21 protein-coding genes, 2 tRNA genes, 1 rRNA gene and 1 riboswitch are annotated in these 25,709 nt (G+C 55.5%); of the genes, 10 read left to right on the top strand and 14 right to left on the bottom strand.

Going from position 1 to position 25,709, the window contains the following annotated elements; all coding sequences use genetic code 11:
* Positions 1-81: 81 nt before the first annotated feature.
* The 3 genes from FEM41_RS07110 to FEM41_RS07100 all read right to left on the bottom strand — a co-directional run bounded on the left by FEM41_RS07110 (position 82) and on the right by FEM41_RS07100 (position 1,962).
* Positions 82-157 (bottom strand) — tRNA-Ala (locus tag FEM41_RS07110).
* A 113-nt stretch (positions 158-270) separates the two neighbouring features.
* Positions 271-347, bottom strand: a tRNA-Ile gene (locus FEM41_RS07105).
* Positions 348-420: 73 nt separating this feature from the next.
* Positions 421-1,962, bottom strand: a 16S ribosomal RNA gene (locus FEM41_RS07100).
* A 571-nt stretch (positions 1,963-2,533) separates the two neighbouring features.
* Here FEM41_RS07100 and purH point away from each other — a divergent pair.
* Both purH and purD read left to right on the top strand, forming a co-directional pair.
* On the top strand, positions 2,534-4,123 hold the full coding sequence (gene purH, locus FEM41_RS07090; RefSeq protein ID WP_138095314.1) for a bifunctional phosphoribosylaminoimidazolecarboxamide formyltransferase/IMP cyclohydrolase: 1,590 nt from the start codon (positions 2,534-2,536) through the stop codon (positions 4,121-4,123).
* 14 nt (positions 4,124-4,137) lie between these two features.
* Entirely contained in the window at positions 4,138-5,421 is a 1,284-nt protein-coding gene (gene purD / locus FEM41_RS07085; protein WP_138095313.1) for a phosphoribosylamine--glycine ligase, read from the top strand.
* Between the two features lie 38 nt (positions 5,422-5,459).
* Here purD and FEM41_RS07080 read toward each other — a convergent pair whose 3' ends face one another.
* The 8 genes from FEM41_RS07080 to nudC all read right to left on the bottom strand — a co-directional run bounded on the left by FEM41_RS07080 (position 5,460) and on the right by nudC (position 11,700).
* Complete coding sequence (locus tag FEM41_RS07080; RefSeq protein ID WP_138099130.1) at positions 5,460-6,152, bottom strand: DUF1481 domain-containing protein; 693 nt, start codon at positions 6,150-6,152, stop codon at positions 5,460-5,462.
* A gap of 19 nt (positions 6,153-6,171) precedes the next feature.
* Positions 6,172-6,444 (bottom strand): nucleoid-associated protein HU-alpha, encoded by a 273-nt coding sequence (gene hupA, locus FEM41_RS07075; RefSeq protein WP_002884342.1) that lies wholly within the window; start codon positions 6,442-6,444, stop codon positions 6,172-6,174.
* Positions 6,445-6,630: 186 nt separating this feature from the next.
* Complete coding sequence (locus tag FEM41_RS07070; protein WP_138095312.1) at positions 6,631-7,221, bottom strand: YjaG family protein; 591 nt, start codon at positions 7,219-7,221, stop codon at positions 6,631-6,633.
* A gap of 43 nt (positions 7,222-7,264) precedes the next feature.
* Positions 7,265-7,936, bottom strand: a complete 672-nt coding sequence (gene nfi / locus FEM41_RS07065; RefSeq protein WP_138095311.1) for a deoxyribonuclease V — start codon at positions 7,934-7,936, stop codon at positions 7,265-7,267.
* A gap of 9 nt (positions 7,937-7,945) precedes the next feature.
* Positions 7,946-9,010, bottom strand: a complete 1,065-nt coding sequence (hemE, locus tag FEM41_RS07060; protein WP_138095310.1) for a uroporphyrinogen decarboxylase — start codon at positions 9,008-9,010, stop codon at positions 7,946-7,948.
* Between the two features lie 155 nt (positions 9,011-9,165).
* Complete coding sequence (locus tag FEM41_RS07055) at positions 9,166-9,696, bottom strand: bactofilin family protein (RefSeq protein WP_168198770.1); 531 nt, start codon at positions 9,694-9,696, stop codon at positions 9,166-9,168.
* Positions 9,697-10,081: 385 nt separating this feature from the next.
* The gene (locus tag FEM41_RS07050) at positions 10,082-10,795 is read right to left on the bottom strand and encodes a bactofilin family protein (RefSeq protein WP_138095308.1); all 714 of its coding nucleotides are present in this window, start codon (positions 10,793-10,795) and stop codon (positions 10,082-10,084) included.
* 137 nt (positions 10,796-10,932) lie between these two features.
* On the bottom strand, positions 10,933-11,700 hold the full coding sequence (gene nudC, locus FEM41_RS07045) for an NAD(+) diphosphatase (RefSeq protein WP_138095307.1): 768 nt from the start codon (positions 11,698-11,700) through the stop codon (positions 10,933-10,935).
* A gap of 99 nt (positions 11,701-11,799) precedes the next feature.
* Here nudC and rsd point away from each other — a divergent pair, with 99 nt between their 5' ends.
* From rsd to FEM41_RS07005, 8 genes are all read left to right on the top strand, one after another.
* Positions 11,800-12,300 carry a sigma D regulator gene (gene rsd / locus FEM41_RS07040; protein WP_138095306.1) on the top strand — a complete coding sequence of 167 codons (501 nt, stop codon included), beginning with the start codon at positions 11,800-11,802 and terminating at the stop codon, positions 12,298-12,300.
* Positions 12,301-12,359: 59 nt separating this feature from the next.
* A riboswitch (TPP riboswitch) is annotated at positions 12,360-12,468 on the top strand.
* Between the two features lie 84 nt (positions 12,469-12,552).
* Positions 12,553-14,451 (top strand): phosphomethylpyrimidine synthase ThiC, encoded by a 1,899-nt coding sequence (thiC, locus tag FEM41_RS07035; protein WP_138095305.1) that lies wholly within the window; start codon positions 12,553-12,555, stop codon positions 14,449-14,451.
* Entirely contained in the window at positions 14,451-15,086 is a 636-nt protein-coding gene (gene thiE, locus FEM41_RS07030) for a thiamine phosphate synthase (protein WP_138095304.1), read from the top strand. The genes thiC and thiE overlap by 1 nt, the downstream gene beginning before the upstream one ends.
* Complete coding sequence (locus FEM41_RS07025; protein ID WP_138095303.1) at positions 15,079-15,834, top strand: HesA/MoeB/ThiF family protein; 756 nt, start codon at positions 15,079-15,081, stop codon at positions 15,832-15,834. The genes thiE and FEM41_RS07025 overlap by 8 nt, the downstream gene beginning before the upstream one ends.
* Complete coding sequence (gene thiS / locus FEM41_RS07020; protein WP_138095302.1) at positions 15,818-16,018, top strand: sulfur carrier protein ThiS; 201 nt, start codon at positions 15,818-15,820, stop codon at positions 16,016-16,018. Before FEM41_RS07025 ends, thiS begins: the two co-directional genes overlap by 17 nt.
* Position 16,019: 1 nt before the next feature.
* Positions 16,020-16,790, top strand: coding sequence for a thiazole synthase (locus tag FEM41_RS07015; protein WP_138095301.1), 771 nt, complete (start codon positions 16,020-16,022; stop codon positions 16,788-16,790).
* A complete protein-coding gene (gene thiH, locus FEM41_RS07010) occupies positions 16,787-17,914 on the top strand; it encodes a 2-iminoacetate synthase ThiH (protein WP_138095300.1) in 1,128 nt (375 codons plus the stop codon). The genes FEM41_RS07015 and thiH overlap by 4 nt, the downstream gene beginning before the upstream one ends.
* A 93-nt stretch (positions 17,915-18,007) precedes the next feature.
* A complete protein-coding gene (locus FEM41_RS07005) occupies positions 18,008-19,009 on the top strand; it encodes a glycosyltransferase family 9 protein (protein ID WP_138095299.1) in 1,002 nt (333 codons plus the stop codon).
* A 1-nt stretch (position 19,010) separates the two neighbouring features.
* Here the strand turns inward: FEM41_RS07005 and FEM41_RS25035 are convergent, their stop codons facing one another.
* The 3 genes from FEM41_RS25035 to rpoC form a co-directional block, all read right to left on the bottom strand.
* Positions 19,011-20,366, bottom strand: coding sequence for a sensor domain-containing diguanylate cyclase (locus FEM41_RS25035; RefSeq protein ID WP_277752994.1), 1,356 nt, complete (start codon positions 20,364-20,366; stop codon positions 19,011-19,013).
* 571 nt (positions 20,367-20,937) lie between these two features.
* On the bottom strand, positions 20,938-21,351 hold the full coding sequence (locus tag FEM41_RS06995) for a PilZ domain-containing protein (protein WP_138095297.1): 414 nt from the start codon (positions 21,349-21,351) through the stop codon (positions 20,938-20,940).
* Positions 21,352-21,481: 130 nt separating this feature from the next.
* On the bottom strand, positions 21,482-25,705 hold the full coding sequence (rpoC, locus tag FEM41_RS06990; RefSeq protein ID WP_138095296.1) for a DNA-directed RNA polymerase subunit beta': 4,224 nt from the start codon (positions 25,703-25,705) through the stop codon (positions 21,482-21,484).
* Positions 25,706-25,709 lie beyond the last annotated feature (4 nt).

Here is a 25,709-nt window from a genome sequence, read left to right as displayed (position 1 = left end):
TATCAATTTTCAGCTTGTTCCGGATTGTTAAAGAGCAGATACTTCACAATGCACGATTAAGTACATTCTGAAGTAGTGTTATGGTGGAGCTATGCGGGATCGAACCGCAGACCTCCTGCGTGCAAAGCAGGCGCTCTCCCAGCTGAGCTATAGCCCCAAAGTCGTTAGTTAACCTCGATACCAAATGCAATTCTTTTCCGGACAAGGCGTGAGTCCACGAAGTTTATTGAAATAAACGAGTGGGCGAACAACGCAGTACGGGGAAGAATTTGGTAGGCCTGAGTGGACTTGAACCACCGACCTCACCCTTATCAGGGGTGCGCTCTAACCACCTGAGCTACAAGCCTGTAGAGGTTTTCACTGCTTCTTTGTTTTTCATCAGACAATCTGTGTGGACACTGCGAAATCTGTATCCAAAGGTAAGGAGGTGATCCAACCGCAGGTTCCCCTACGGTTACCTTGTTACGACTTCACCCCAGTCATGAATCACAAAGTGGTAAGCGCCCTCCCGAAGGTTAAGCTACCTACTTCTTTTGCAACCCACTCCCATGGTGTGACGGGCGGTGTGTACAAGGCCCGGGAACGTATTCACCGTGACATTCTGATTCACGATTACTAGCGATTCCGACTTCATGGAGTCGAGTTGCAGACTCCAATCCGGACTACGACGCACTTTATGAGGTCCGCTTGCTCTCGCGAGGTCGCTTCTCTTTGTATGCGCCATTGTAGCACGTGTGTAGCCCTGGTCGTAAGGGCCATGATGACTTGACGTCATCCCCACCTTCCTCCGGTTTATCACCGGCAGTCTCCTTTGAGTTCCCGACCGAATCGCTGGCAACAAAGGATAAGGGTTGCGCTCGTTGCGGGACTTAACCCAACATTTCACAACACGAGCTGACGACAGCCATGCAGCACCTGTCTCACGGCTCCCGAAGGCACAGTCTCATCTCTGAGACCTTCCGTGGATGTCAAGACCAGGTAAGGTTCTTCGCGTTGCATCGAATTAAACCACATGCTCCACCGCTTGTGCGGGCCCCCGTCAATTCATTTGAGTTTTAACCTTGCGGCCGTACTCCCCAGGCGGTCGACTTAACGCGTTAGCTCCGGAAGCCACGAGTCAAGCTCACAGCCTCCAAGTCGACATCGTTTACGGCGTGGACTACCAGGGTATCTAATCCTGTTTGCTCCCCACGCTTTCGCACCTGAGCGTCAGTCTTCGTCCAGGAGGCCGCCTTCGCCACCGGTATTCCTCCAGATCTCTACGCATTTCACCGCTACACCTGGAATTCTACCTCCCTCTACGAGACTCCAGCTGGCCAGTTTCAAATGCAGTTCCCGGGTTGAGCCCGGGGATTTCACATCTGACTTAACCAACCGCCTGCGTGCGCTTTACGCCCAGTAATTCCGATTAACGCTTGCACCCTCCGTATTACCGCGGCTGCTGGCACGGAGTTAGCCGGTGCTTCTTCTGTCAGTAACGTCAATGTATGAGCGTATTAAGCTCACACCCTTCCTCCTGACTGAAAGTACTTTACAACCCGAAGGCCTTCTTCATACACGCGGCATGGCTGCATCAGGCTTGCGCCCATTGTGCAATATTCCCCACTGCTGCCTCCCGTAGGAGTCTGGACCGTGTCTCAGTTCCAGTGTGGCTGGTCATCCTCTCAGACCAGCTAGGGATCGTCGCCCAGGTAGGCCATTACCCTACCTGCTAGCTAATCCCATCTGGGTTCATCTGATGGCGTGAGGCCCGAAGGTCCCCCACTTTGCTCTTTCGAGATTATGCGGTATTAGCCACCGTTTCCAGTGGTTATCCCCCTCCATCAGGCAGATCCCCAGACATTACTCACCCGTCCGCCGCTCGCCGGCAAGGAAGCAAGCTTCCTTCCGCTGCCGCTCGACTTGCATGTGTTAGGCCTGCCGCCAGCGTTCAATCTGAGCCATGATCAAACTCTTCAATTAAAGTTTGATGCTCAAAGAATTAAACTTCGTAATGAATTACGTGTTCACTCTTGAGACTTGATATTCATTTAGCGTCTTTCGACGTTCAGGATATCAGTGCTTTCGAGTGCCCACACAGATTGTCTGATAAATTGTTAAAGAGCAGTTGCGACGCGGCTTTCAGCTCACCGTCGCGAGGTGGCGTATATTACGCTTTCCTCTTTCAGAGTCAACCCTGATTTTCAGGATTTTCTCTCTTCGAATCACCACGCTGCGTTGCCGCTGCGCCGTGTCGATGGAGGCGCATTATAGGGGTTTAGCTGCGGGCCGCAACCGAAAAATTGACTTAAATTTACTGACTGCTGCATTCCCCAGCAAAACCCCATGTTATACCCACTTACACACAGAATTATCCACAGGAAGGCTGGGTCGGGAAATTTTTCGAGCACCACGCAAACGTTTTCGCTACAATGCTTCCCGCGATATAGAAGGGATGCCCTTATGGGGCGTTAGCTGAGCTTTTCCCTCTCTGGTAAGGAATAGTTCAGCTAACGCTCTTCTGCAATGAACCAAATCCAGGGGATTTATCACCATGCAACAACGTCGTCCTGTACGCCGCGCTTTGCTCAGCGTTTCTGATAAAGCCGGCATCGTCGAATTCGCTAAGGCACTCTCCACTCGCAATGTAGAGCTGCTCTCCACCGGCGGCACTGCGCGCCTGCTGGCTGAAGCTGGCCTGCCGGTAACCGAGGTATCCGACTACACCGGCTTCCCGGAGATGATGGACGGACGTGTGAAAACCCTGCACCCGAAAGTGCACGGCGGCATTCTGGGTCGTCGCGGCCAGGACGATGACGTTATGGCACAGCACGCCATCTCTCCCATTGATATGGTCGTGGTCAACCTCTACCCCTTTGCCCAGACCGTCGCACGCGAAGGCTGCACGCTGGAAGACGCCGTCGAGAATATCGATATTGGCGGCCCGACCATGGTGCGCTCTGCGGCCAAAAACCATAAAGATGTGACCATCGTGGTGAAGAGCAGCGACTATGACGCCATTATTAAAGAGATGGACGCCGGCGACGGTTCTCTGACCCAGGCAACCCGTTTCGATCTCGCCATCAAGGCCTTCGAGCACACCGCCGCTTACGACAGCATGATCGCCAACTACTTTGGTAGCCTCGTTCCGGCCTATCATGGCGATAGCGAACAGCCTTCCGGTCGTTTCCCGCGTACCCTGAACCTGAACTTTATTAAGAAGCAGGATATGCGTTACGGCGAGAACAGCCACCAGCAGGCAGCCTTCTATATAGAAGAAAACGTTCAGGAAGCTTCGGTCGCCACCGCGACCCAACTACAGGGCAAGGCGCTGTCTTACAATAATATTGCCGATACCGATGCCGCACTGGAGTGCGTCAAAGAGTTCGCCGAACCGGCCTGTGCGATCGTTAAACACGCTAACCCCTGCGGCGTTGCGGTCAGCGATTCCATCCTGGGCGCCTATGAGCGCGCATACCAGACCGACCCTACCTCCGCCTTCGGCGGCATTATCGCGTTTAACCGCGAGCTGGATGCTGAAACGGCCCAGGCCATTGTGTCACGCCAGTTCGTTGAGGTGATTATCGCCCCTTCCGTTAGTGAAGAAGCGCTGAAGATCACCGCGACCAAACAGAACGTCCGGGTGCTGACCTGCGGACAGTGGCAGGCCCGGGTTCCGGGACTGGACTTTAAGCGCGTGAACGGTGGGCTTCTGGTCCAGGACCGCGATCTCGGCATGGTGAGCAACGACGAACTGCGCGTGGTCACAAAGCGCCAACCCAGCGAGCAGGAACTGCGCGATGCGCTGTTCTGCTGGAAGGTCGCCAAGTTCGTGAAGTCCAATGCCATCGTCTACGCCAAAGAGAATATGACCATCGGCATCGGCGCCGGGCAGATGAGCCGCGTTTATTCCGCAAAGATCGCGGGCATTAAAGCCGGTGATGAAGGTCTGGAAGTGAAAGGCTCAGCCATGGCTTCCGACGCCTTCTTCCCATTCCGGGACGGTATCGATGCCGCTGCCGCAGTGGGTGTTACCTGTGTTATCCAGCCCGGTGGCTCTATTCGCGATGAAGAGGTCATTGCCGCCGCCGATGAACACGGCATCGCCATGATTTTCACCGGCATGCGCCACTTCCGCCACTAACAGGGAGCGTAGCGATGAAAGTATTAGTAATAGGAAACGGCGGGCGCGAACACGCGCTTGCCTGGAAAGCGGCTCAGTCTGCGCAGGTTGATACCGTCTTTGTCGCACCTGGTAACGCAGGCACCGCGCTGGAGCCTGCACTAAAGAATGTGGAGATTGGCGTCACCGACATCCCGGGCCTGCTGGCTTTCGCCCAGGCGGAAGGTATTGATCTGACCATCGTCGGCCCCGAAGCACCGCTGGTTGCCGGCGTGGTTAACGCTTTTCGCGCTGCTGGTCTGGCGATCTTTGGCCCCACCAAAGAGGCCGCCCAGCTCGAAGGCTCTAAAGCCTTCACCAAGGATTTTCTGGCGCGTCATGCTATCCCAACCGCCGAATACCAGAACTTTACCGAAGTCGAGCCCGCGCTGGCATATGTGCGCGAAAAAGGCGCCCCCATCGTTATCAAGGCCGACGGTCTGGCGGCAGGTAAAGGCGTTATCGTGGCGATGACTCTGGAAGAAGCGGAAGCGGCGATTCAGGATATGCTGGCAGGCAACGCCTTTGGCGACGCCGGTCATCGCGTAGTGGTAGAAGAGTTCCTGGATGGCGAAGAAGCCAGCTTTATTGTGATGGTCGACGGCGAGCACGTATTACCCATGGCCACCAGCCAGGATCACAAGCGGGTGGGCGACGGCGACAGCGGTCCTAATACTGGCGGTATGGGCGCTTACTCCCCTGCCCCGGTGGTGACCGACGATGTCTATCAGCGCACCATGGAACGCATTATCTGGCCAACCGTGCGTGGTATGGCGGCAGAGGGCAATACCTATACCGGTTTCCTGTATGCCGGACTGATGATCGATAAACAGGGCAACCCGAAGGTGATTGAATTTAACTGCCGCTTCGGCGATCCGGAAACCCAGCCCATTATGCTGCGTATGCGCTCCGATCTGGTAGCGCTGTGCCAGGCCGCCTGCGAAGGCAAACTGGATACCCAACGTTCGGAGTGGGATGACCGCGCCGCACTGGGTGTCGTAATGGCCGCGGGCGGCTATCCGGGCAGCTACCGCACTGGCGATGTCATCAGCGGGCTTCCGGAGCAGGAGCAGGAGGACGCGAAAGTGTTCCATGCCGGTACAACGCTGAATGCAGCCGGTGATGTGACCACCAGCGGCGGTCGCGTTCTGTGCGTTACAGCGCTGGGTGACGATGTGGCCCAGGCGCAGCAGCGCGCCTATGCACAATTGCAGGAGATCCGCTGGGACGATTGCTTCAGCCGCAGCGACATCGGCTGGCGCGCCATCGCCCGTCGCTAATCTCCAGTCATAAAAAAAACCGCCATCCGGCGGTTTTTTTAAAAGGTCTTCGGATTCGGCTGCCAGTGGCAGTAATCCTCATTCGCAACCAATAGAAGTTGCGTTCCCCCCGGCGCTTCCAGCCAGGCAAGACTCACCGCCAGCGACGAATGATGCTGACGCTGCCAGATATGCCTACGCTCGGCGTCAGAAAACGTCGGCGTTAAACGCTGCCCTTCACAATTGATGACGGTACCATCGGGCTGCCAGCGCCCCTGCAACAACACCACGCGCCCGCTCCGCAAGGCATCGCTGGTATCGCGAACCTGGCGGGCATAATAGCGGTACAGCGCGATCTTCTCTTCAGAAAGCTGTTGCTTATGGCCTTCGACGTCATGCTGCATAAAGCTCAGGCCGCCACGGGCATCAAAACGAATTTTTACCCGCTCCGGCGTTTCGCCAAACAAGCTGCGTTCGATCGAGGTGAGTTTGTCCCCATGCCAGCGGTATTCGCTGGTTGCGGTCTTATCGTGCGACCAGGGGCTGAAGGCAGTAAACAGATGGATATCGCCGTTGGCGTCATCTTTGCGCCAGATGCGTACCACGCCGTCGTTGTCGACATAGCCGCTGGCGGTGAAAGGAGGTGGCGCGGAAGCGCTGCAGGCCGTGAGCAGCAACAGTGCCGACAGGGCCATGAGCGGCTGCCTGACAGACAAAAGGGGCGTAAACGCCCCCCTGCTAAAACTGTTCACTGCCACGCGACGCGTCGTCTTATTTGACTGCGTCTTTCAGTGCTTTACCAGATACGAACGCCGGTACGTTAGCGGCGGCGATCTTGATCTCTTTACCGGTCTGCGGGTTGCGGCCAGTACGCTCAGCGCGGTGGTTCACTTTGAAGGTACCGAAACCAACCAGTTGTACAGCATCGCCTTCTTTCAGAGACTCGGTAATTGCAGCCAGAGTAGATTCCAGAGCAGCTTTTGCTTGCGCTTTAGACAGGTCAGCCTTGTCCGCAATTACATCAATCAGTTGAGTCTTGTTCATAAGTTATCCTTACAATGTGTTTATCGCTTGCTAAGCATCGAGTGCGACGGAAATGCCATAACAGCACTCTCCTGCATACACGCACCGATAGCCACTTTTTTTCGCCCCACAAATGTAGACCAGACGGGGGGCTAATTGGAAGCCTTCAGGCACGACAAAACAGGCAGTAAATCACGTTTTATTGTCTCATTGCTGCAAATTTATACCGATATTGCTGCTACCGGCCTCCCGAAGGTCGGCACGTAGCCCTTTTATCAGCTCAATGTCGCGCTCTTCGCAGGCGGCCAAAAGTCGGAATATTTCCCACTGAATATCCCATTCCTCTTCCACTGCCGGGTTGTCCTTCAGCTCTTCATCGCTCATTTCGCGACCAGCCTGGGTCATTTCCAGCATCGCTACCGTAGTGATAGAAGTCTTACTCACCTCGATAGCATGCTCAAGCGTTTCACCACTCAGCCGCGAATGCAAGAGTTCACTGAGCGCCACGCAGGCATCGATGGCCGGATAAACGCCATAAATATCGTAATCATCGGCATCCGGAATCGCGGCTTCCAGCTTTTCGAGCTGGCTGTCAAAGTTCACTTTGGCGTCTTTGACGGTCAGCGTTTCCCAGACCAGATCAAGAATCCTACGGTAGAGCTGCGACTCGCCAAAACCGGTCTGCTGGCAAAACATGGCGTAATTGGGGTACATCCGCTCACAGAGCGACGCCATAAAGGTGACGTGCTGCCAGCTTTCCAGCTTCTCCAGCCGCAGATGGATGGGGTTCTGTAACATCTCGGGTTCTCATTAATCGTCAACTTGCGGCAGTTTACCCGAATCAGCGGTTATTTTCCTGCCAACGCGTGAATGCCAGGCGCCCGGAGGCTACCGCATCGGCCCAGCGCGTCGGCTCCGGCAGACGGTAGCCCGCCATGCAGCGCTGTACCCACGCCAGCGCGCTGTCGGCGCTGACCCGGTGGCCGGTGGAGATAAACAGCGGGTTACAGCGCTTCTTGCTACGCCACACCCAGCCCAGTTGCTCTCCTTTATCCATCAGCGGCGCCGTGGCGCCTGGCGCATCGGAGAGCCCCTCATACTGACCGCACAGCCGCTTTTTCGCCACGCCGATGGTCGGCACATCCACCAACAGGCCAAAGTGGCTGGCCACCCCCACACGGCGCGGATGCGAGATACCATGACCATCCACGAACAGCAGGTCCGGCGGCTGTGAGAGCTGCTCCCAGGCCGCCAGCAGCGCCGGATACTCACGGAACGACAGAAAGCCGGGGATGTAAGGCATGGTCGTCGCAATACGCGCCACGCGATACTCCACCAGCTCCAGAGAGGGATATTTCAGCAGTACCATGGCCGCTCGCGTCACTTCACCGCCCTGCTCGAACCCAACATCCGCGCCGCCGATCAGACGGGGAGGGTCGACATCCAGACGATCGGCACGAGAAACCGATGAAGCCAGTTCCAGCTGTTTAGCGCGAAGCGATGCGAGATCCATAGCCACTCCTTACTGGTGATACTGTCCGGAAAGGCGGTGTACCGCCTCGACAAAGGCACCAGCGTGTTCCGGTGGCACATCCTGATGAATGCCGTGCCCCAGGTTAAAGACGTGCCCTTCTCCGTTACCGAATCCTGCAAGGATGTCGGCAACCTCCTGCTCAATGCGCTCCGCAGAGCCATAGAGAATGGAAGGATCCATATTCCCCTGTAGCGCGACCTTATCCCCTACCCGGCGTCGGGCATCGGCGATATCCGTGCTCCAGTCCAGCCCCAGCGCATCACAGCCGGTTTGGGCCATGGCTTCCAGCCACTGGCCTCCCCCTTTGGTAAACAGCGTCACCGGCACGCGGCGGCCTTCGTTTTCACGCTGCAAACCATCGATAATCTTGTGCATGTAATTCAGGGAGAACTGCAGATAGTCACGCCCGGTCAGCGCGCCGCCCCAGGTATCGAAAATCATCACCGACTGCGCGCCCGCGCGAATCTGGGCATTGAGATACAGCGTGACACTCCGGGCCAGTTTATCCAGCAGGCGATGCAGCGCCTCGGGGTCGGCATACATCATCTTTTTGATAATGGTAAACGCCTTGCTGCTGCCGCCTTCCACCATGTAGGTAGCCAGGGTCCAGGGGCTGCCGGAAAAACCGATAAGCGGGACGCTACCCTGCAGGCCGCGACGAATGGTGCGCACGGCATCCATCACGTAGCCAAGTTCCTGCTCGGGATCCGGTACCGGCAACCTATCGACATCGGCCCGGCTACGCACCGGGTGCGAAAAGCGCGGCCCTTCTCCCGCTTCAAAATACAGACCGAGTCCCATGGCGTCCGGAACGGTCAGAATGTCGGAAAACAGAATTGCCGCGTCCAGGTCAAAGCGGCGCAACGGCTGCAGGGTAACTTCGCAGGCCAGCTCCGGATTTTTACACAGCGACATAAAGTCCCCGGCCTGCGCGCGGGTGGCTTTATATTCCGGAAGATAGCGCCCCGCCTGCCTCATCATCCATACCGGCGTTACGTCCACCGGCTGGCGCAACAACGCGCGCAGATATCGATCGTTTTTCAGTTCGGTCATCAGCGTTTTCCTTACAAGTGGTCGCCATAGGTTAACATGCATTATCGACCAAACGGATGTAGAGATGTATTCTGCAGAGTCGGAATGAAAACGGCCCCCACCGCGGTGTGTGTTGTTTTACAAAACCTACTGATTTCGTTTGTTTTTTTATCGTTTTATCGATTAAACTCGGACATAATGATATTACTTTCTTCCACCTGCTCCGAAACGGGAAATGGCGTTTTTACCTGCTCGCCGCCATCCACGTCTTCCAGCACCATTTCATCGATATGGTTAGAACCGCCGATAAAGACGCCACCACGCTCAATCGAAAGCTCATGAGCGAAAATATCACCCTCAACGCGTCCGTGCTCCATGATTACCACAATATTCGCCCGACAGCTCCCCTTCAGATAACCATTAATCGTCACTTTTCGACCCACGACATTCCCCGTGATATTGCCCTTTCCGTCCACGCGAATGCTCTTCTGGCTGCTGACATCTCCTTCAATCGTACCGTCAATAATGATATCCACCTCACTGGATACCGAGCCTCTCAGCACCACTCCCGGCGTAATGATAGTTTCCCTGACCATTTGCCCCTCTTCCGCAGGAGGACGCTCCATATTCAGGCGATTTTCACTCTTCGGGTTCGTTAACGTACTACAGGAGCCAGTTTTTGCTTCACCCTTATTAAAATTAAACATCCTGAACATACTCCTTCCTGAAAATAGTTTGTTAGCCATCAAGATCAAACAAAGGACAACCATTGCAGCAACAGAAACGGCAAGCAGCCCATTGCACGACGTGACATAACAGCCAATAGCACTCAACCAAAAAAGCCAGATACCATACAAACAGCACTGAACCACTTTCCCGGAAGAATTATTTCCCCTCTGGTCACTAAAACTCACCCTCTACGCACCCATCTTCTGAATCTCACCCTGTCAGGATCGTCCAGAAGAGAAAATACTTTAACGGGAATTCGTAAAAATAATGCAACCAACTCCATCCGCCGTATATCAGACCGTCTTTACCACCGTAACAGCACGATTCTACACTGCAATGTGAGCCAATCGGGAAAGCAATCGATTATTTCATCCAACGCCATTTTTTCGGATGACTCTCGTCAGGCAGTGAGCCCGCTGTCGGCATTGCTTTTTCAGCCACTGTATTGATTTCAATCCGCGCCATCTCCTCAATATAATGAGAGGCGCCAATAAAGATACCACCGCGCTCAACGGAAAGTTCATGGGAAAAAATATCCCCTTCCATGCGCCCGTTAGTCATTACGGTAACGGTATTTGCCCGGCAGCTACCATTCAGGTAGCCATCAAGCATCACCTTACAGCCCGTCACGTTACCGATAATGATACCATTTTCACCAATCTGTACCATCCCCAGACAACTAATGTCTCCTTCCACCGAGCCATTGATGACGATATCCGACTCACTCACGATGGCCCCCCTAAAAATCGTTCCCGGAGCAACCACACACTCTCCCGACTCTTTAGGAAAAACACTTTCTGCGGACTCCAGTGCTAATTTTCGGAGAGTCTTTGTAGCATCGACCTCCCCTGCCAGAGGCAAAGACTCCATATTCATTTCGCTCTGTTTAGAATTAAACATCCTGAACGACCTCCTTCCTGAGAATAATTTATAGACCAGCAAGAACAGACAAAGGCCAGCCATTACAGAAACAGAAATAGTAAACAATCCATCATAAGGCACCACATAACAAACAATGGCGCCAGACCAGGCCAACCAAATCCCATATAAACAACTTTGCGTTACTCTTCCGGGCATAATTCTTTTCCTTAGGCCCCCAACTCCGTATCCTACGAATACATTTCAACGCCCCGTTGTAAATTATCCTATTACCATCAAATAATCATGAAAAACTTTACAAATCAGAAAATATGTTATATCCGGGGATATTTCCCCTATCCCCCCCGACATAAAGCGACCGTATCCTCGATCAAACGTCGGGCCACTGTCCCCGGAGGCGGCAATAGCGGCAACTGGTCGTAACGATACCAGCCAGCATCGAGCAGCTCGCTGCGATCGACAACCAATTCCCCACTATCGTAATCCGCCATAAAGGCCGTCATCAGCGACTGAGGAAATGGCCAGGGTTGAGAGGAGATATAACGCAGGTTTTTAATCTGAATGCCGCTCTCTTCCATGACTTCCCGCGCCACCGCCTGCTCCAGAGTTTCCCCTACCTCAACAAACCCCGCCAGTACGGTATAAAGGCCATTTCGGTGACGATTATGTTGGGCCAACAGGATCTTGTCGCGATCGCGAATCGCCACAATAATGCAAGGGGCGATCTGCGGATAATAACGCTCCCGGCAGTTGTTACACAGCATTGCCCACTCCGTTTTACTGGGATGCATGCTGTGCCCGCAGTAACCACAAAAACGGTGGGAACGATAAAATTCTGCCAGCTGTACGGCACGTCCGGCCAGTTGAAACAGTGCAGGATCCTCATCGATCAACTGACGCACCGATCCCATATCACGCGAACGCTCCTGCACCACCAGCCAGGCGGGCTCTCCCTGCCAGCTACCAATCTGCAGCGCAGCGCAACCCACCAGCCCAAACTGCTGTGCGTGACCGTGCGGAAGTTCCCCCTGCGGCAACCATAATTTCTGTTGATGGCTGACGAACCACCAACCATAGTCTAATTTTTCTACTGTATGTTCCATAATCTCTTGCACGACCTCGGCTTCACTGGCACTCTTTTAACATTGTTTTTACATTCCAGGTTACTTAGCGTTTTAATCATATAACTCACGGAGTCAATCATGCTAAACCAACTGGAAAGACTGGCAGAGCGCGTTGGTGGTTGTAATGAGTTGATCGATCGTTTACTGCAGGATCGCAAACAGCTGTTAGTGGCTTATTACAACCTGGTTGGGATCAAACCTGGCAAAGGATCGCTCTCTGCACTGGACGAGATGGCGCTGGACGATTTCTGCCAGCGTCTGGTGGATTATCTCTCCTGCGGCCATTTCAATATTTATGAACGCATTATCCGCGAAATGGAAGAGGGAGAGCCCCGCACCTCCGCCGGGCAGCTCTGGACACAGCTGGAAGCGAATACTCAACAGATCATGGATTATTACGATTCACATCTGGAGATCGCCATCGATCATGATAACTGTCTGGAGTTCCACCAGGTGCTGTCAAAGCTTGGAGAATCTATGGCGTCTCGTTTCACGCTGGAGGATAGTCTGATCGTTCTGGCGCTGGGCGACAGCCTGGACAGTGCTAACGATTGCGGACATTTTGCCCGACCGGCTTGAGTTCCCATTCATTAACGCGTAGTTTACATAAGGCCTGCCCGATGATACGGAGCAGGCCTTTTATCTTGTCGGAGTGCCCAGTGCCATGCACGGGCTGAGACCGTTAATTCGGGATCCGCGGAACCTGATCAGGTTAAAACCTGCGAAGGGAACAAGAGTAATTTCATCTACGCGCGCACCTGCGCCCGTGCCTGTTACTCCTTCCGTCGTTCTGACAAGCCACTTCCAGTCACTAAAAAACCGGAACGAGCTATGTCTGTATCAACAAAACCTAATCGCCGTGAACAGCGCGCCGCCGCCCAGCAGTTTATCGATACTCTGGAAGGCACCAATTTTCCCAACTCCCACCGTATCTACCTGACCGGCTCCCGTCAGGACATCCGCGTTCCCATGCGCGAAATTCGGATGAGCCCAACGCTTACCGGCGGAGATAAAGCCAACCCGCAATACGAAGAGAACGAACCGGTGCCGGTCTACGATACCTCCGGCCCTTACGGCGATCCGGATATTGCGATTAACGTCCGCGAAGGGCTGGCGAAGTTGCGCCAGCCGTGGATAGACGCACGCAGCGATACCGCGCTGCTCGACGATCGCAGTTCCAGCTATACCAAAGCCCGTCTGGCGGACGATGGCCTGGACGAGCTGCGCTTTACCGGTCTGCTGCCTCCGCGCCGCGCCCTTGCCGGCAAGCGGGTCACTCAGTTGCATTACGCCCGCCAGGGCATCGTCACGCCAGAGATGGAATTTATCGCCCTGCGTGAAAATATGGGCCGCGAGCGCATCCGCGGCGAGATACTGCGCCAGCAGCATCCGGGAGAAAGCTTCGGCGCCCATCTGCCGCAGGACATCACCCCGGAATTCGTACGCGACGAAGTGGCCGCCGGGCGGGCAATTATCCCTGCAAATATTAACCACCCGGAATCCGAGCCGATGATTATCGGCCGCAATTTTCTGGTGAAAATCAACGCCAACATCGGCAACTCTGCGGTGACCTCTTCCATTGAAGAGGAGGTGGAAAAACTGGTCTGGGCCACCCGCTGGGGTGCAGATACCGTGATGGACCTTTCCACCGGCCGCTATATCCACGAAACCCGTGAATGGATCCTGCGAAACAGCCCGGTTCCTATCGGTACGGTGCCCATCTATCAGGCGCTGGAGAAAGTGAACGGCGTTGCCGAAGATCTGAACTGGGAAATGTTCCGCGATACGCTGCTGGAGCAGGCGGAACAGGGCGTCGACTACTTTACGATTCACGCGGGCGTCCTGCTACGCTATGTACCAATGACCGCCAAACGCCTGACGGGCATCGTTTCGCGCGGCGGCTCCATTATGGCCAAGTGGTGTCTGTCGCATCATCAGGAAAGCTTTCTGTACCAGCACTTCCGCGAAATCTGTGAAATCTGTGCCGCCTATGATGTTTCGCTGTCGCTGGGCGATGGCCTGCGGCCCGGTTCAATTCAGGACGCCAACGACGAAGCCCAGTTCGCCGAACTGCATACCCTGGGCGAGCTGACCAAAATCGCCAGGGAGTACGACGTCCAGGTGATGATTGAAGGCCCCGGCCATGTGCCGATGCAGATGATCCGCCGCAATATGACCGAAGAGCTGGAGCACTGCCATGAAGCGCCATTCTACACGCTGGGGCCGCTCACCACCGATATCGCGCCGGGTTACGACCACTTTACCTCCGGCATCGGCGCCGCCATGATTGGCTGGTTCGGTTGCGCCATGCTCTGCTACGTCACGCCGAAAGAGCACCTTGGTCTGCCGAATAAAGAGGACGTCCGGCAGGGGCTGATTACCTATAAGATCGCCGCGCACGCCGCCGATCTGGCCAAGGGACACCCCGGCGCTCAGATCCGCGACAACGCTATGTCCAAAGCGCGCTTCGAATTCCGCTGGGAAGATCAGTTCAACCTGGCACTCGATCCCTTTACCGCCCGCGCTTATCACGACGAAACCCTGCCCCAGGAATCCGGTAAGGTGGCGCACTTCTGTTCCATGTGCGGCCCGAAATTCTGCTCGATGAAAATCACCCAGGAAGTTCGCGACTATGCGGCACAGCAGGAGATCGCCGAAGGAATGAAAGATATGTCGAATACCTTTCGCGCCAAAGGCGGCGAGATCTATCTTCGTCAGGAGGAAGCCTAATGTACCAGCCCGATTTCCCCACCGTCCCCTTCCGCCTGGGTCTCTACCCGGTAGTGGACAGCGTTGACTGGATCGCACGCCTGCTGGAGGCGGGTGTGCGTACCATCCAGCTACGCATTAAAGATAAACAGGATGACGAGGTGGAGGCAGATATTATTGCCGCCATCGCCCTGGGACAGCGCTACAACGCCCGGCTGTTTATCAACGATTACTGGCGGCTGGCGATAAAGCATGGCGCGTACGGCGTTCATCTTGGTCAGGAGGATCTGGAGCAGACCGATCTCGATGCGATCCGCGCCGCCGGGCTACGGCTGGGCGTCTCTACCCATGACGATATGGAAATCGATGTCGCGCTGGCGGTACGTCCTTCGTACATTGCGCTGGGCCATGTCTTTCCTACCCAAACCAAGCAGATGCCATCGGCCCCCCAGGGGCTGGAGCAACTGGCTACGCATATCGCACGCCTGGGGGATACCCCCACGGTCGCTATCGGCGGCATCAGCATCGCCCGGGCGCCGGCGGTGCTGGCGACAGGTGTCGGCAGTATCGCTGTGGTCAGCGCCATCACTCAGGCCCCGGACTGGCAGGCCGCAACGGCGCAGCTACTCCAGCTGGCAGGAGCGGGTGATGAATGATACGGATTTTATGCGCTACAGCCGCCAGCTTTTGCTGGAGGACATCGGCCCGGAAGGTCAGCAAAAACTGCTGAATGCCCGGGTTTTGATCGTCGGGCTCGGCGGGCTCGGCTCACCGGCGGCGCTTTGGCTGGCCGGTGCAGGTGTCGGTTCTCTGTGGCTGGCCGATGACGACTGCGTGCACATCAGCAATCTGCAACGCCAGATTCTGTTCAGTAATGCGGATATCGACCAGCCTAAAACCCAGGCCGCACGGCGGCGCCTGCACGGAATCAACCCGAATATTCACCTGGTCACGCTGGATAAACGGCTGGAAGGCGATGCCCTGCATCAGGCCGTCGGCGAAGTCGATCTGGTGCTGGATTGCACCGACAACATGGTCAGCCGTCAGGCCATTAATGCGGCCTGCGTAGCGCTCGCTAAGCCGTTGGTCAGCGCCAGCGCCGTGGCCTTCGGCGGCCAGATGATGGTGCTGACGCCCCCCTGGCTACACGGCTGCTACCGCTGCCTGTGGCCCGACGATAGCGAACCACAGCGCAACTGCCGTACCGCGGGCGTGCTGGGGCCGGTGGTCGGCATTATGGGCGGACTTCAGGCGCTGGAGGCCATCAAGCTGCTGTGCGACCTGCCGGTACGCGACGACTGTCTGCACCTGTTCGATGCCCGCTCTCTACAGTGGCGTACCCTGGCACGTCAGCAGAGCCAGAGCTGCCCGGTTTGCGGAGGTGTCAGTGCGCATTCAGTTTAATGACGAACCCGTCACCTGCGACGATGACGCGACCGTGGCAACGCTGCTGGAAAGCATGAACCTGCACCAGCCGGGCGCCGCGCTGGCCGTTAATCAGACCATCATTCCGCGCGAACAGTGGCAGCACCACCGCCTGCAGGAAGGCGATAGCCTCCTGCTGTTCCAGGCCATTGCCGGAGGTTAATATGCTACAGATTGCCGATAAAACCTTTAACTCACGCCTGTTCACCGGAACGGGCAAATTCGCCTCGCCGCAGCTGATAAGCGATGCGCTCCAGGCATCGGGCAGCCAGCTGGTCACCATGGCCATGAAGCGGGTGGATCTGAATAACCGTCAGGATGACATTCTGGCACCGCTGCGAGCGTTGGGGGTTTCGCTACTGCCGAATACCTCCGGCGCCAAAACCGCCGATGAAGCGATCTTCGCCGCACGCCTGGCCAGGGAAGCGCTGGGCACCCACTGGATTAAACTGGAGATTCATCCCGACGCCCGCTGGCTGCTGCCGGACCCAATAGAAACGCTGCGCGCCGCCGAGCGCCTGGTGCAGGAAGGATTTGTGGTTCTGCCCTACTGCGGCGCCGATCCGGTACTGTGTAAACGGCTGGAGGAAGCAGGCTGCGCCGCCGTTATGCCGCTGGGGGCGCCCATCGGGTCCAATCAGGGGCTACAGACACGTCCTCTGCTGGAGATCATCATCGACCAGGCCAGCGTGCCGGTCGTGGTGGATGCCGGTATTGGCGCTCCAAGCCACGCCAGCGAGGCACTGGAGATAGGCGCCGACGCCGTACTGGTGAATACCGCCATCGCCGTAGCGAGCGATCCGGTTCGTATGGCTCAGGCTTTCCGGCTGGCGGTGGAAGCCGGTGCCATGGCAGCCCGGGCTGGCCAGGGAACCCGCCATTCACAGGCGGTGGCCACCAGCCCGCTGACGCAGTTTCTGGAGGCCGACGCATGAAGACCTTTACTGACCGCTGGCGTGAGCTGGACTGGGACGCCTTACGTCTGGAGATCAACAGCCAGACCGCCGCAGACGTCGAGCGCGCGCTGAATGCTCCCCGTCCCGGCGCACGCGAGATGATGGCGCTGCTTTCACCAGCCGCCGCCGGTTATCTGGAGCCCATGGCGCAGAAGGCCCAGCGCCTGACGCGCCAGCGTTTCGGTAACACGGTGGGATTCTATGTACCGCTCTACCTTTCCAACCTGTGCGCCAACGACTGCACCTACTGCGGATTTTCCATGAGTAACCGCATCAGGCGTAAGACTCTGGATGAACAGGAGATAGCCCGTGAATGCGAGGCGATTCGCAAACTGGGTTTCAGCCACCTGTTGCTGGTCACCGGCGAGCATCAAAGTAAGGTGGGAATGGACTATTTCCGTCGTCATCTGCCTGCCATTCGCCGCCAGTTCAGTTCGTTGCAGATGGAGGTACAGCCGCTTTCTCAGGAGGAGTATGCCGAGCTAAAAGGCCTGGGACTGGACGGCGTGATGGTGTATCAGGAGACCTACCACGAGGCCACCTACGCCCGCCATCACCTGCGCGGCAACAAGCAGGACTTCTTCTGGCGGCTGGAAACGCCGGATCGTCTGGGGCGCGCCGGAATCGATAAGATAGGCCTTGGGGCGCTGAGCGGTCTGTCCGATAGCTGGCGTATCGACTGTTTTATGGTGGCGGAACATCTGCTGTGGCTACAGCGCCAGTACTGGCAGAGCCGCTATTCGGTCTCTTTCCCGCGCCTGCGCCCCTGTGCAGGCGGCATTGAGCCCGCATCAATTATGGACGAGCGCCAACTGGTGCAGGCGATCTGCGCTTTCCGACTGCTGGCGCCGGAAGTCGAACTTTCCCTTTCCACCCGGGAGTCGCCCGAATTCCGCGACAGGGTGGTGCCTATCGCCATCAATAACGTCAGCGCCTTCTCAAAAACCCAGCCGGGGGGCTATGCGGACGATCATCCGGAACTGGAGCAGTTCGCTCCACACGACGGGCGTCGCCCCGAACAGGTCATGCAGGCGCTATCCCGAGCCGGGTTACAGTCGGTCTGGAAAGACTGGGATAGCTGGCTGGGAAGAACGCCTCTCTAATCCGTTCCCGTAGCGGCGCATGCGCCGCTACTTTTGTACCCCACCGGGAGGTGAACCTATAATAAAACCACCATTGACCCACCGTAATACGCTATGACCGATAACCTGTTGACAAGCCCCGGCAGCCTGCTTAGTGACGGCCAGACCCTGGTCGCCAGTTACGATATCGAACAGGGCCAGCGCTACGGTTGCCTGAGCCGTCTGGCTCGTCCGGAAATTCATAACGCCGCCCTGCGCCCTTTTCACCTCGATATCGGAAAACACGACCAGGTGACCGTGATTAACGGTATGGGCGTGGCGCTGGGGGATTCCGTTATTGGCATTGAGATTCTCAACACCCTGAGACGGCGTTATCCGGAACTGATGATTCGGGTGCTGCGCCCCGCCTGTGCCAGCGATAGCGTTGAAGCCCTGTATCGCATGGCGCATGAAGTCGGCATTATCAGCGAACTGGCCCGGCTGCCCGCCAGGCTACCCGACAGAGGGATTGTCATCGATATGGGCAACCAGCTGTTTCGCCGCGATTTCGCCACCCAGGAAATGCATGACTTCTTCTACAACCATATGGGGCTGACGGCGGCGAATATTCCCATTGAGGATAAACAGAACCGCTGGCTGCGCAAGCTGTCGCTCCCGGATTTTCCGGGCGACGGGCAACGCTATGTACTGCTCAGCCCCGGCTCCAGCACGCCGCTGCGCGCCATTCCCCGGCGCCATTACCCTGAGATTGTCGAGCGGCTCCACCAGCGCTTTAAACTGCCGGTGTTGGGCTTCACCCGTATTGCTCACCCTGCTTATCGCTGCATCGCCAGAGAGTGCGACAGCACCCCTAAATTTATCGCTGCCATTGCTGGCGCCGACTATCTCTACAGCGCAGACTCTTCCGCCCTGCATATTGCCGCGGGCTTTCAGGTGCCGACCCGCGCGCTGTTCAGCGCCATCCCTCCGGCGTTGCGTACCCGATATTACCCAGCCTGTGATGCCGTCTGGCTCGGGGATGACAGCACCCGCCAGTTACACCAGAGTAACGATGCCATACTGCTACAGCAGGTCGCCGCCAGATTCGATCGCTTCTTTCAGGATAACGAACTGTAGGCTACGCGGCATTGCCAGCAACAGTCTGGTCTTTACCGGCATGCTTGGCCTGATACAGACGCGCATCAACCTGCGCTATCAGCGCCTGTGCTTCCTCGCCGTTCCAGCGACCCAGCCCGGCACTAAAGGTGACCGCACTAATATCTTCACGCCATTCCCGACTCCTGACGCCAAGCCTGCACTGTTCAAGCAGTTGCCAGGCCTGCTGTTCCGGTATTTCGCTGAAAATGATGGCAAACTCCTCTCCGCCATAGCGGTAGATTGTGCCCTTCTCCTGCGCCAGAATCGCCTTACATTCCGCCACCATTCCGCGCAGTACCACATCCCCGACCAGATGTCCGAAGCTGTCGTTGATGGTTTTGAAATTATCGATATCCAGCAGTGCCAGCGAGAACATCCGATTCTCCGCAATATGCTGCTGAAGGTCTTTATCAAAAGACCGGCGATTAAGCGCACCGGTCAGGGCATCATGCGCAGATTCCGCCGTCAACGCTGCTTCACGCTCCCGGGTATTGTTAATCTCCTGAGAAAGCAGAGATTCAAGGTTACCCCAGCCATCCGGCGCGCCGGTTTTAATGTGGCCGATGATGTTGATCAGCGTCTTATCCCAGTGGCTCTTTAGGTAAAAACCAAAGAACAGAAGAATCAGCAGTGAGATGACGAAGCCATAAATGACCTTCTGGGACTCGCTCCAGACCAGTTCATTCAGAGCCCGATTCTCCACGGAGTAGACCAGCAGCCATTTGGGGCCATCAAAACGATACGAAAAGAACCAGCGGTCCTGATGCTCGTCATAATAGAGCCCTCCGCTTTTTTTCAGCTCCGACAGGATAGTCTGGAAATCATGGCGCTCTGGCGTTTCATCCACAATATCATCGGCAATCACTTTTCCCGTATCGGAAAGCAGTACCACATTGCCTTCCACCGGAGGAAGCAGGCGTTCAATATTTTTATTGAGCTGGGCAAGGTTGATATCAAACGCCAGTACTCCATTGAAAAAACCGTGGCTGTTAATCACCGGCGTGGAAAGAGTTACGGTGCTGACCTGGGTAATAAGATCCTTATAGGGCTCAGTAAACTGTACCCGATGCTGCGAGTTAGCCTCATCAATAAACCACGGACGTTGCTGAATCTGCTGGGGCGTCTTCTTTACGATACTCCCTTTTTCCGGCACCCGGAGATAGTGGCCGCGAGTATCCGCCAGGATAACCGCGTTAATCTCCGGTGACTTTGACATGATAAACATCATGTGCGCCAGTACGCTGTGACTGTCGTGGTAAAAAGCGTTGTTAAAGATATCATCACCGCCGAATTTACTACTGGCCGAGATGATTTTCTCTTCCACTACATCAATCATATTATTTAGATACAGTGTCGCAACATTACTAACAAAGTTACGACTAATATTAATATATGATTTATGAATAGTCTTTTTCTGACTGTCAATCACAAAAAAGGCAGTGGCAATAATCGCCATAAAAGCAGAAAGAAGACTGTAGTGTATCTTCTTTGATAATCCGAGAGTCTTTGTCATGAGTATTAACAGGTTACCCGCTTGAATCAGAATTATCTTGTAAAATATAAACGTCTGCCAGGCATTAATATAAATAAAAACAATATTTAAGACGACCGGGAGAGGCTTAAGTGTTTTGTGGTTACCGCGTTGGAAAATATGAATACTAATGTAATGCGCGATGCCAGGCAAGAAGGAGACGCAAATCTATCGATACAGACCAACAGTAATTTACAGGAAAACTCTGACAACCCATTGAAATTAATTGCATCTTTTTACAATTCAGCGGCAAAAAACGTTATTCAGAAAAATAAGATAACGGACAGACTCATTATTTAGGAATAGGCTTGAATTTAAAATTAGGGAATCATTAATAACAGGCTAATTCCTCTCTAACCTTTTAATGCGAATCGGTTTACCTCTTCAGAATAACGACTCTGGGTTTCTCCGCCACTCCCGGATAGCGAACACTCATCTCAAGCTGGTATATGCTACGCTGGAGTGCCACCTCTTGTCGGGGCGGTAAATTTTCGAAACGGATATGCAAATTTGTCACCTCACCTTTCCCCTGCTCCAGACGGACGGTCTTATCGATGATAAAGATATCCGTCTCGAATCGCAGGTAGTCTCCCAGTGAGAAGCTCACCTGCCTGACTGTCTGGTGCCGTTGCAGGGCGGCAATTAACGGATCGCGGCCATACAGGCAGACTCCACCAACGGAAATATTCTGTATGGCAAGGTTAATTCTTTTGCCGTTATGAACGATCAGCGCGCAAAAGCCCGCGGTACTGTGTGGAACATTAACGCGGTAAAAAGAACGTCTCTGCATCGTCGTGGCTGGTTCCTTCAGGAGTGATGGTTTAATGAATACAAATATGAAGGAACGCTTTTATATCACAGCCGCCGACCAGAGGCGAAAAAAAACCCTGCCGAAGCAGGGTTTTTTAGAGCGCAGAGGCTTACTCGTTGTCGGAGCCGCCCAGACCTGCATTCAGCAGTTCTGCCAGGCTGGCGGAAGCTTCTTCCGCGCTGACCTGCGGCACAACCGGCGTTTCGCCAGCCGCGCGACGACGCATACGATCCTGGTGGTAGGCATAGCCAGTACCCGCCGGAATCAGTCGACCTACGATAACGTTCTCTTTCAGACCGCGCAGTTCGTCGCGTTTGCCCGCAACGGCTGCTTCGGTCAGCACGCGAGTGGTCTCCTGGAACGATGCCGCGGAGATGAAGGACTCAGTCGCCAGAGACGCTTTGGTGATACCCAGCAGATCGCGCATGTAAGTCGCGCTGATTTTGCCTTCGGCTTCCAGATCGCGGTTGGCGATCTTGACGCGGGAGTATTCCACCTGCTCACCTTCCAGGAACTCGGAGCTGCCCGCATTCATGATGGTCGCTTTACGCAGCATCTGACGAACGATAACTTCGATGTGCTTATCGTTGATCTTAACGCCCTGCAGACGGTATACGTCCTGCACTTCGTTAACGATGTAGCGAGTCACGGCCTGAACGCCACGCAGACGCAGAATATCGTGCGGTGCTTCCGGACCATCAGAAACCACGTCACCACGCTCTACGCGCTCACCTTCAAACACGTTCAGCTGACGCCACTTCGGAATCATCTCTTCGTACGGATCGCTACCGTCTACCGGCGTGATAACCAGACGGCGCTTGCCTTTGGTCTCTTTACCGAAGGAGATAATACCGCCGATTTCTGCCAGGATTGCCGGCTCTTTCGGACGACGTGCTTCGAACAGGTCGGCAACGCGCGGCAGACCACCGGTGATATCCTTGGTACCGCCAGATTCCTGCGGAATACGCGCCAGGGTGTCACCGCCGCTGATCTGTACACCATCGTCGAGCTGAACAATCGCTTTACCCGGCAGGAAGTACTGTGCCGGCATGTCGGTGCCCGGAATCAATACGTCGTCGCCGTTAGCGTCAACGATCTTCAGTGCCGGACGCAGATCTTTACCACCCGCCGTACGCTCTGCGGAATCCAGAACCACGATGGAGGACAGGCCGGTCAGTTCGTCGGTCTGACGCGTTACGGTCTGGCCGTCGATCATGTCGGTGAAGCGGATGAAACCAGCCACCTCGGTGATAACCGGCATGGTGTGCGGATCCCAGTTCGCCACGGTTTCGCCCGCGTTAACCGGTTCGCCATCGCCCTTCGCCAGTACTGCACCGTAAGGCACTTTATAGCTCTCTTTGGTACGGCCGAATTCGTCGATCAGACGCAGTTCGGTGTTACGAGAGGTGATCACCAGTTTTTCGCTGGAGTTCACAACCGTCTTGGCGTTAACCAGTTTCAGGCTACCTTTGTTCTTCACCTGGATGCTGGATTCAGCTGCCGCACGAGATGCCGCACCACCGATGTGGAAGGTACGCATGGTCAGCTGAGTACCCGGCTCACCGATGGACTGTGCTGCGATAACGCCGATGGCCTCACCTTTGTTGATGATGTGACCACGTGCCAGGTCACGACCGTAGCAGTGGGCGCAGACGCCGAAGTCGGTGTCACAGGCAACAACAGAACGCACTTTCACGCTGTCGACAGAGTTCTCTTCCAGCACTTCACACCACTGTTCGTTCAGCAGCGTGTTGCGCGGTACCAGAATATCTGCAGTACCCGGCTTCAGCACGTCTTCCGCGGTCACACGACCCAGAACGCGGTCGCGCAGCGGTTCTTTAACGTCACCACCTTCGATAACCGGCGTCATCAGGATACCTTCGTGGGTACCACAGTCGTCTTCGGTGACCACCAGATCCTGCGCCACGTCGACCAGACGACGAGTCAGGTAACCGGAGTTCGCCGTTTTCAGTGCGGTATCCGCCAGACCTTTACGAGCACCGTGGGTCGAGATGAAGTACTGGAGTACGTTCAGACCTTCACGGAAGTTCGCGGTGATCGGCGTTTCGATGATGGAGCCATCCGGCTTCGCCATCAGACCACGCATACCAGCCAGCTGACGAATCTGTGCCGCAGAACCACGCGCACCGGAGTCGGCCATCATATAGATGCTGTTGAAGGAGACCTGCTGCTCTTCTTCACCGTCACGGTTGATAACGGTTTCGGTCTGCAGGTTTTCCATCATCGCGCGGGATACGCGGTCGTTGGCCGCTGCCCAGATATCGATAACTTTGTTGTAGCGTTCGCCAGCGGTAACCAGACCAGACTGGAACTGCTCCTGAATTTCCGCCACTTCAGCTTCCGCTTCATTGATGATCTCGGCTTTCTTAGCCGGGATAACCATATCGTCGATACCAACGGAAGCACCAGAACGTGCTGCATAGGCAAAGCCGGTATACATGGTCTGGTCAGCGAAGATAACGGTCGGCTTCAAGCCCAGGATGCGGTAACAGGTGTTCAGCATCCTGGAGATCGCTTTCTTACCCAGCGCCTGGTTGACGATGGAGAACGGCAGGCCTTTCGGCACGATCATCCACAGGATCGCACGACCAACGGTGGTGTCGATCAGGCTGGTTTTGGCCACGAACTCACCCTGAGCATCTTTTTCATACTCAGTGATACGTACCTTAACGCGGGCGTGCAGCTCAGCCAGGCCAGCGCGATAAATACGCTCAGCCTCTTTCGGGCCAGTCAGCACCATGCCTTCGCCTTTGGCGTTAATCTTGTCACGGGTCATGTAGTACAGACCCAGAACCACGTCCTGAGACGGTACGATGATCGGCTCACCGTTCGCCGGCGACAAGATGTTGTTGGTAGACATCATCAGCGCACGAGCTTCGAGCTGGGCTTCCAGGGTCAGCGGAACGTGTACCGCCATCTGGTCACCATCGAAGTCGGCGTTGTACGCCGCACACACCAGCGGGTGAAGCTGAATAGCTTTACCTTCGATCAGTACCGGCTCGAACGCCTGGATACCCAGACGATGCAGGGTCGGCGCACGGTTCAGCAGTACCGGGTGCTCACGGATAACTTCATCCAGGATATCCCATACTACTGCTTCTTCGCGCTCGACCATTTTCTTGGCCGCTTTGATCGTGGTAGCAAGGCCACGCAGCTCCAGCTTGCCGTAGATGAACGGCTTGAACAGCTCCAGCGCCATTTTCTTCGGCAGACCGCACTGATGCAGACGCAGGTACGGACCTACGGTGATAACGGAACGACCGGAGTAGTCGACACGTTTACCCAGCAGGTTCTGACGGAAACGACCCTGTTTACCTTTGATCATGTCGGCCAGAGATTTCAGCGGACGCTTGTTAGAGCCCGTGATGGCGCGACCGCGACGACCGTTATCCAGCAAGGCGTCGACCGCTTCCTGCAGCATACGCTTTTCGTTGCGTACGATGATATCCGGCGCAGCCAGATCCAGCAGGCGTTTCAGACGGTTGTTACGGTTGATCACACGGCGATACAGATCGTTGAGATCGGAAGTCGCGAAGCGGCCGCCATCCAGCGGTACCAGCGGACGCAGGTCCGGCGGCAGAACCGGCAGAACGGTCAGAATCATCCACTCCGGCTTGTTGCCGGACTGTACGAAGGCTTCCAGCAGCTTGATGCGCTTGGTCAGCTTCTTACGTTTGGTTTCTGAGTTGGTTTCATTCAGCTCTTCGCGCAGGGTTTCACACTCCTGCTCCAGATCCATCGCTTTCAGCAGCGCCTGGATCGCTTCGGCACCCATCTTGGCGTCGAATTCGTCACCGAACTCTTCCAGCGCATCCAGATACTGCTCTTCAGTCAGGATCTGGCTACGTTCCAGGTTGGTCATACCGCCTTCGATAACCACATAGGATTCGAAGTACAGCACGCGCTCAATGTCGCGCAGCGGCATATCCAGCAGCAGACCGATACGGGACGGCAGCGACTTCAGGAACCAGATGTGCGCGGTCGGAGAAGCCAGCTCAATGTGACCCATACGCTCACGACGTACTTTGGTCTGAGTAACTTCAACACCACATTTTTCACAGATAACGCCGCGGTGCTTCAGGCGCTTGTACTTACCGCACAGGCACTCATAGTCTTTTACCGGCCCGAAAATGCGGGCGCAGAACAGACCGTCACGTTCCGGCTTGAACGTACGGTAGTTAATGGTTTCCGGCTTTTTAACTTCACCGAAAGACCAGGAACGGATCATGTCTGGCGAAGCCAGAGCAATTTTGATCGCATCAAACTCTTCGGTTTTAGTTTGCGCTTTCAGAAACTTTAATAAGTCTTTCACGGAT

The sequence above is a fragment of the Jejubacter calystegiae genome (genome assembly GCF_005671395.1).
In the GTDB taxonomy this organism is placed as follows: Bacteria; Pseudomonadota; Gammaproteobacteria; order Enterobacterales; family Enterobacteriaceae; genus Jejubacter; species Jejubacter calystegiae.
The sequence above is the reverse complement of the archived record's forward strand: the minus strand, read 5'-3'. Positions and strand labels throughout refer to the sequence as shown.

What these genes read in the sequence shown, in the direction of transcription:
- purH (WP_138095314.1), top strand. Translation starts at nt 2,534, where the DNA reads ATGCAACAACGTCGTCCTGTACGCCGCGCTTTGCTCAGCGTTTCTGAT.
- purD (WP_138095313.1), top strand. Translation starts at nt 4,138, where the DNA reads ATGAAAGTATTAGTAATAGGAAACGGCGGGCGCGAACACGCGCTTGCC.
- hupA (WP_002884342.1), bottom strand. Translation starts at nt 6,444, where the DNA reads ATGAACAAGACTCAACTGATTGATGTAATTGCGGACAAGGCTGACCTG.
- FEM41_RS07070 (WP_138095312.1), bottom strand. Translation starts at nt 7,221, where the DNA reads ATGTTACAGAACCCCATCCATCTGCGGCTGGAGAAGCTGGAAAGCTGG.
- nfi (WP_138095311.1), bottom strand. Translation starts at nt 7,936, where the DNA reads ATGGATCTCGCATCGCTTCGCGCTAAACAGCTGGAACTGGCTTCATCG.
- hemE (WP_138095310.1), bottom strand. Translation starts at nt 9,010, where the DNA reads ATGACCGAACTGAAAAACGATCGATATCTGCGCGCGTTGTTGCGCCAG.
- FEM41_RS07055 (WP_168198770.1), bottom strand. Translation starts at nt 9,696, where the DNA reads ATGTTTAATTTTAATAAGGGTGAAGCAAAAACTGGCTCCTGTAGTACG.
- FEM41_RS07050 (WP_138095308.1), bottom strand. Translation starts at nt 10,795, where the DNA reads ATGCCCGGAAGAGTAACGCAAAGTTGTTTATATGGGATTTGGTTGGCC.
- nudC (WP_138095307.1), bottom strand. Translation starts at nt 11,700, where the DNA reads ATGGAACATACAGTAGAAAAATTAGACTATGGTTGGTGGTTCGTCAGC.
- rsd (WP_138095306.1), top strand. Translation starts at nt 11,800, where the DNA reads ATGCTAAACCAACTGGAAAGACTGGCAGAGCGCGTTGGTGGTTGTAAT.
- thiC (WP_138095305.1), top strand. Translation starts at nt 12,553, where the DNA reads ATGTCTGTATCAACAAAACCTAATCGCCGTGAACAGCGCGCCGCCGCC.
- thiE (WP_138095304.1), top strand. Translation starts at nt 14,451, where the DNA reads ATGTACCAGCCCGATTTCCCCACCGTCCCCTTCCGCCTGGGTCTCTAC.
- FEM41_RS07025 (WP_138095303.1), top strand. Translation starts at nt 15,079, where the DNA reads ATGAATGATACGGATTTTATGCGCTACAGCCGCCAGCTTTTGCTGGAG.
- FEM41_RS07015 (WP_138095301.1), top strand. Translation starts at nt 16,020, where the DNA reads ATGCTACAGATTGCCGATAAAACCTTTAACTCACGCCTGTTCACCGGA.
- thiH (WP_138095300.1), top strand. Translation starts at nt 16,787, where the DNA reads ATGAAGACCTTTACTGACCGCTGGCGTGAGCTGGACTGGGACGCCTTA.
- FEM41_RS07005 (WP_138095299.1), top strand. Translation starts at nt 18,008, where the DNA reads ATGACCGATAACCTGTTGACAAGCCCCGGCAGCCTGCTTAGTGACGGC.
- FEM41_RS25035 (WP_277752994.1), bottom strand. Translation starts at nt 20,366, where the DNA reads ATGATTGATGTAGTGGAAGAGAAAATCATCTCGGCCAGTAGTAAATTC.
- FEM41_RS06995 (WP_138095297.1), bottom strand. Translation starts at nt 21,351, where the DNA reads ATGCAGAGACGTTCTTTTTACCGCGTTAATGTTCCACACAGTACCGCG.